This window comes from Endozoicomonas sp. ONNA2, assembly GCF_024606365.1.
Lineage (GTDB): Bacteria > Pseudomonadota > Gammaproteobacteria > Pseudomonadales > Endozoicomonadaceae > Endozoicomonas.
Genome location: NZ_JAHHPO010000893.1, coordinates 1 through 6,339, shown reverse-complemented (window position 1 = coordinate 6,339; position 6,339 = coordinate 1). Strand labels below are relative to the sequence as shown.

The window sequence follows — 6,339 nt, the reverse complement described above, 5'->3', positions numbered from 1 at the left end:
AGAGCAACGCAGGAGCAGTTGCCGCGTAGGGCAGTCTATTCTCTGACAGCCTCCTTGCATGCCTTTGATATTGAACAGGCATGAATGCCATGAAAATCAACCTGCACGACAGTTTTATACAGACTACACTGCTGGTTTACAGTCGCTGTTGAGATGAGTCATGTTTTATGAATGAGTATTCATCTTTGCTGTTACACAGCATAGAACTGGCAAGGCAGAGTGCTGATCATGGCCAGTTGCCATTTTCAGCACTGCTTGCCCAGGAAGGTCGTGTAGTTTTAGAGGCAGGAAACACGTCCATTGCCGATAATGATGTGACCCGACATTCAGTGATGAATCTGATTTCCAGGGCTCATCAGACACTCACCCCGCATGAACTGGAGCAGTGCATACTGTTCACAAACTCTGAGCCCTGTGCCATGTGTTCTGGCGCTATTTACTGGGCAGGTATTTCTAAAGTGGTCTTTGGTTGCAGTGGCAAAACACTCCAGCAAATGTCAGGACAGTCTATTGATGTGGGTTGTAATGAGATTTTTAAATGCTGTCACCCGACCATTGATGTTGTTGGCCCGATTGACGAAGAGCGGGCCTCTGAGCTGATCATGGAGTTCTGGCCGCACCCGTCATGATGGTGTGAAAGTGGTGGTTGTGTGTTAAGCCGATAGCAAATGGAGCACGCTTCCTATGCTCCATTTGGAGTCAACGGTCTCCTTTCAGCTTACGCTTGAGAATAGCGTAAATTTCCTGTTGATCCCTGTTGTGGATAAACCGAAGTGCTTCTCGCAGGGTTGGCAGACTTCCGGCAATCATCGGACAGTCCAGGAGTTTTTCAAGCTCTTCCATGTGCTGGATATCCGGGCGTACCTGTTTGATCGGTGTCTCGTTAATCTCAGGGCTGCCTATCACCAGCTCTGCAAGACTGATCTGATGCAACAGGCTTTTAATACTGATCAGCGCGAAAGCAAGGTGCAGACGTGAATGCGGGAATGGGTTGTTGTAGCCGTAGCAGATCATCCGGCTGTACATCTCAATTTGCACTAGTGTGCTGTCATGGCAACCCAGAGGGTTATCGATACTATCCATATTGTGCAGGCAAACCATATCCTGGCTCATGTCCTCTATGGTTAACTTCTGCTGTCCGAAAGATGGCCTGATCGATTCCATGGCGGTACTCCACTGAAAGTTATTTTCAGTCTTTTATATCATTGATTTTGCAAAAGATTGTCTAACAACGCGGGCAGTATTGCTGACAGAATAACTTCGCGGCAGTTGTAAAGTTACGAAAATGGGCGACTGCCCGAACAATCCCTTTCCGTCGGCAACATGGAAGAGAGTAGTTGGATGAGTAGGCAAGGCTGACAATAATACCTGATCATCGTTGTTTATTTCATATTTTTATATATTTTGCACACTCTCAATGATCAGGGGTATGCAGGGCAGGTTGGGCACTGTCGTGAAATAAGTGGCGTTACCCGAATATCCGGAACCGCTTGTGCTTTTTCTGGTAGGGGGCCCGACCTTATCCCGGACTGAGTAAAATGATGAGGTTGTTCTTAAAGATGATTATAACCAGAAGATTCCTTTTCATCTCCGGGTTCCTGAACCGGGTGCTTGTCAAAGTAAACAAGGCAACGCTTCAGGTCATCAACCAGCAGATCGGCCAGATCACGGCTGAAGCCATGACGAACCAGGATGCGCATGATGACCAGGTCTTCACGGTTTGGTGGCATGGAATAGGCAGCGATCTGCCAGCCACGGGTGCGAATGCGATCGGAGAGGTCATAAAGATTGAACCCGGGTTTTAATCCTTTTTTCAAGGACCAGCTCATGGCTGGAATGCCACCCTTGCCGTTATAAATAATGTCAAACACACCCAGCTTTTCGATCTCTTTGCCAAGGTATTGAGCGGTGTCATAACAGGCCTGTTGTATATGACGATAACCTTCTTTCCCGAGCCTCAGAAAAATATAGTACTGCGCGGCGATCTGTCCGCCGGGACGGGAAAAATTCAGGGCAAAGGTTGGCATGTCACCGCCAAGATAGTTGACGTGGAAAATCAGGTCTTCGGACAGGTCTTCCTTGTCCCGCCATACGACCCAGCCAACCCCAAGGGGTGAAAGGCCAAATTTATGGCCTGAAGCGTTGATGGATTTAACCCTGGGCAACCGGAAGTCCCACAGCAGGTCGGGTTGGCAAAATGGCGCCAGAAAGCCACCACTGGCGGCGTCAACGTGTATGGGAATATCCAGGCCCTTGTCTTGCTGGAGTTTATCCAGCGCCTTGCTGACCGCTTCTACCGGCTCGTATTGGCAGGTGAAGGTGACTCCCAGGGTTGGTACGACACCAATCGTGTTTTCATCGCAGCGCTTGATGACTTCCTCCGGGCTCATGATTAACCGGCTGCCCTCCATGGGGATCTCCCGGAGTTCGATATCCCAGTACCGGGCAAACTTATGCCAGCAGATTTGTACCGGGCCACAGACCAGGTTGGGCTTATCCGCTGGTTTTCCCTGTTGTTTCATTTTTTCCCGCCAGCGCCATTTCAGTGCCATACCGCCTAACATGGCCGCTTCACTTGAGCCGGTGGTGGAACAACCAAGGGTATTCATGGCATCCGGAGAATTCCAAAGGTCGGCCAGCATATGGACACAGCGACTTTCCAGCTCCGCTGTCTGTGGGTATTCGTCCTTGTCAATCATGTTTTTGTCGACACATTCATCCATGATTTTGTGAATTTCTTCATCCACCCAAGTCTGGCAGAAAGTAGCAAGATTCTGGCGGGAGTTACCGTCCAGCATAAGTTCATCATGAACGATCTGGTAAGCGGTTCGGGGCTCCTGGGGCTTTTCCGGCATTTTATATTTGGGCATGCTGACAGATAGATCGGACGATGCGTAAATGTCGTCTACCAGATTATCCAGGATATCATCGCGGTAGTGCAGGGGCATGTTACTCTCCAGCAGAAATTGAGTTACCAGGAAAAAAACACAGGTGGGCGGAACGTGGAAGTGCGTAAGTGATTATAGAGCATATACGGAAACACCCTTGAAAAATTTCACAATTTTCTAATTTAAAAACAGCTTCCCACGGAGAATAGAAAAATCTTTTTTTTGCGCCTGCGAGGCGAAATGAAGAGGTAATTCATGGGCAAATCTTCTTTAAGTTCACGGCTGTAGTCATATCGGTTGAACTAATTCAGATGAAATCGGTCTATTGGAAACAACAGTGGCAATGGCAAGTAACCGCCATATAAGTGGTTGGCCAGAATGATGAAGTAATTCCGGGACAAATCCTTACTACCTGTTGCCCTGATGAATAATTCATATTTCCAAAACTGAAATATTCGGTAAAGGAGTTTTTCATGAATAACGATATTGCCAATGGTGCTTTTAACACAAGATTTGCCAGTGAAAGTTCGGCTTTTTGTGATTCAGCAGGTTCATTGAGTGGTCGTGTCTTCGAAGGCGAGTTTGCAGGCCATGAAACCAGAACGTCTATAGATTCAGCTATACCGTCTTGTTATCCCGAAGCCAGCGCAGGGAATTTCGATGGCGGCAAGGTGTTGTCTGGTCGTATGGTGTCTTCTGACAGACATTCAGGCCTCAGAAAAATCCCCGAAATTAACTGCCTTGTTATCAATTGCCGGGAAGGGTTGGGGCTGCCCGGTCACAATGATCACAAAAAGGGAAGCATACCACGAGAGTTCGGCCTGGTTTTTCAACATATACCTGTGTATTGCACCGTTGAGGCCATCGCAGGGATGCTCAAGCATCAGCTTCTGGATCTTCGAATCCCCCCTCAACCTATAGCAGCCGGTGCAGCAAAGAGCATGGAGCTACAGACATTTGCCAAAAATGGCATCACATTTGTCAATCAAATCGGGGGATCGTTCAAGCAAAATGCGCAGGGGGAATGTGAGTTTCAGCCTGATGACAGGGAGGGCCCGGTGCTGCTGGCCGCTAAAGAAAATGTAGTTAATCCACCTTCCTATGTTGAAAGTCAGCTGTTTAATTTATCAGCGAAAAATGGCGGGACGATAATTTATGCGGACGACACCCTTGCCAATCCCATACGAGGCGTTGTGGATCATGATGGAAAAGACTGGGAATTTGGACTCGTAGAGATAAAAGTCGTTTTACCGGAGGATGTATGGAGTGCCTATGGTGGAAAACAGCGAAAAAAAGATGAAACCCTGGCGACAAAACTGGAATTCATGAAATATGGCTGGTCAACCGGACGGTTTAGAAATCCTGCCGCTGACCCAAGAATAGCTGTGATAGTGGCTTCAATTCCGGATGAAAATACCAGGAATACCGTTGCAACTGTCATCGACAGCTGGAAACAACTTGCAAAGGAAGAGGCCTACCTTATTGGACGTGATTGCCAGCTTGAAAAGGGTGAAGAGAAGCGTTTGGTAATGAATAAATTGAGAGGAAAAATCATGCAAGATATCAAGCAATATCATCCAGACAAGTCTCAGGGAGTTAATCAAGAGGTTGTTCAGTATTTGAATGCTGCTTATGAATTTATGAAATAATATTCACAGCAAAATGCAGTACGATTGATTATTCCTTGCCCCATTGCCAGCAAGGAGTTTCTGGCAAGCGATGTGGCCGTTTTGGGTAGCCAAGTCCAGAGCCGTAAAACCTGTGTCAGTCTTTTCATTGACCAGGATGCCATCAGTGGCCAGTAGCGCTTTAACGGTCTCTGTGCAGCCATGTCTAGCGGCCAGGTGAAGCGCTGTCCAGTTATCTATGTCCTTCGCATTGACCTGGACACCGTCAGCGGCCACCAATGCCTTGATGGTCTCTAAGTGGTCCCCTGCTGCAGCCAGGTGGAGAGCCGTCAAGCCGAAGTTATCAGGAGCATTGACTTCCACTCCCTCGGTTGCAAGCAGCTTTTTCACGCATTGGGAATGGCCCTTGGCAGCGGCGATATGCAGTGGTGTCTTGCCCTGGCCATTGATGGCATTGATGTATCTCGAGATGATCTGACTATCAAGATATGCCACAGAACCTTTTTTGGCAGCAGTATGCAGTACCCTGGTCATATCTGCTCCTTGTTCGATCAGAGCGTTCTGGCCCGGGATGTTTTCCGTCAGGACCGCAATGTACAAGGCACCCTCAAGGTCGTTTGCTCCCGCCTTGACCAAAGGTTCAAGGCACTGTGTTCGGCCCCGCTCGGCGGCAATGCCCAGGGCCTCATTAAGGTTATTGGCCCCTGCTCTGATCAGGATTTCAAGGCACTGCCTTTGCCCCCGCTCGGCGGCAATGCGCAGGGCTTCATTAAGGTTATTGGCCCCTGTTCTGATCAGGATTTCAAGGCAACGCGTTCGCCCCTGTTCGACAGCTTCGCGCAGGGCGTTATTAAGGATAAGTTGGTCAGGTTGAGTGCTGACCAGGCATTCAAGAAGTGCAAGATTGCCCTCCCGAACAGCGCTCTGCAGTACGTTACTGATATCCGCCCCGGCCCTTGCCAGTATTTGCAAGCAATCGGTGCGGCGCAGCCTGACGGCAATGCTCAGCGGTGTCTCGCCATCATGATCGGCGGCATTGATATCAGCATGGCTGTCGATCAGTGCTTGAACGCAATGGGCGTGGCCGTAATGGACGGCGACAGTTAACGGGTGTACAGGATGATCGGTTAGCGCCGAACGGAACGTCTGTTTTGCCAAAGCCTCGTTTTCGCGCAGCAATATTTTCAGGTTGCCAAGATTCCCGGTGCGGCAGACATTAAGCATCATGGATTCACAATAAAGCGATTCGTCGTCACGGACGCTTTCTCCGCCCAGACGAACCAATGGCAGTGCCGGTTGTTCGCATTGACTGCATTGGCGTTCATGAAGTTCTTTTCCCGCCTGCTGTGCACCGTTCAGCCATTCGGTGATGCATTTCAGGTGGAAAACATGGAACGCCGGGCAAGAAGTTTTGACCAGCGAATGCCCACCAATTTGTCCTCTGATATACCCGTCTTCCAAACAGATAGGGCATTCAAATGGAAAATCTGCCCCGTTGCCCCCGACACCATTCATGGATTTGCCCTGCTTTGTGACTCAAATTATAGGTAGGACAAAAATCAGTAGAAAAAATTCCATAAGAAAGAAGATTTCGAACAAGATACCAGGAGGCTGTCCGGGAATAGCGCCCGTCCAGGCGACCCAGTAGCGAGGATGGCAGAAAATTGAGGATAAAATTCGGTTTTGTGAGGTGAATACCTTAAGGAGCTAACCATATGAAATCATATATTTCTGACACCTTGTGCCGACACTCCCGGCAACTGCTCCTCCAGGAGGCTGTCCGAGAATAGACTGCCCTACTGCGGTTGCGATAAATTGGTCTA

5 protein-coding genes are annotated in these 6,339 nt (G+C 48.9%); 2 read left to right on the top strand and 3 right to left on the bottom strand.

What is annotated here, in order from left to right:
- Nucleotides 1-167: 167 nt before the first annotated feature.
- Entirely contained in the window at nucleotides 168-629 is a 462-nt protein-coding gene (locus KDK14_RS15905) for a nucleoside deaminase (protein ID WP_257266156.1), read from the top strand.
- 70 nt (nucleotides 630-699) lie between these two features.
- Here the strand turns inward: KDK14_RS15905 and KDK14_RS15900 are convergent, their stop codons facing one another.
- Nucleotides 700-1,164: a hypothetical protein gene (locus KDK14_RS15900; protein WP_257266155.1), complete on the bottom strand. Its 465-nt coding sequence runs from the start codon at nucleotides 1,162-1,164 to the stop codon at nucleotides 700-702.
- Nucleotides 1,165-1,553: 389 nt separating this feature from the next.
- Nucleotides 1,554-2,948: a glutamate decarboxylase gene (locus KDK14_RS15895; RefSeq protein ID WP_257266154.1), complete on the bottom strand. Its 1,395-nt coding sequence runs from the start codon at nucleotides 2,946-2,948 to the stop codon at nucleotides 1,554-1,556.
- Between the two features lie 413 nt (nucleotides 2,949-3,361).
- Between KDK14_RS15895 and KDK14_RS15890 the strand changes: the two genes are divergently transcribed.
- Nucleotides 3,362-4,537 (top strand): hypothetical protein, encoded by a 1,176-nt coding sequence (locus KDK14_RS15890; RefSeq protein ID WP_257266153.1) that lies wholly within the window; start codon nucleotides 3,362-3,364, stop codon nucleotides 4,535-4,537.
- Nucleotides 4,538-4,540: 3 nt separating this feature from the next.
- Here the strand turns inward: KDK14_RS15890 and KDK14_RS15885 are convergent, their stop codons facing one another.
- Entirely contained in the window at nucleotides 4,541-6,031 is a 1,491-nt protein-coding gene (locus KDK14_RS15885; RefSeq protein WP_257266152.1) for an ankyrin repeat domain-containing protein, read from the bottom strand.
- Nucleotides 6,032-6,339: the final 308 nt, after the last annotated feature.

Excerpts from the sequence above, each read along its gene's own strand:
- KDK14_RS15905 (WP_257266156.1), top strand. The coding sequence starts at position 168 with ATGAATGAGTATTCATCTTTGCTGTTACACAGCATAGAACTGGCAAGG.
- KDK14_RS15900 (WP_257266155.1), bottom strand. The coding sequence starts at position 1,164 with ATGGAATCGATCAGGCCATCTTTCGGACAGCAGAAGTTAACCATAGAG.
- KDK14_RS15895 (WP_257266154.1), bottom strand. The coding sequence starts at position 2,948 with ATGCCCCTGCACTACCGCGATGATATCCTGGATAATCTGGTAGACGAC.
- KDK14_RS15890 (WP_257266153.1), top strand. The coding sequence starts at position 3,362 with ATGAATAACGATATTGCCAATGGTGCTTTTAACACAAGATTTGCCAGT.
- KDK14_RS15885 (WP_257266152.1), bottom strand. The coding sequence starts at position 6,031 with ATGAATGGTGTCGGGGGCAACGGGGCAGATTTTCCATTTGAATGCCCT.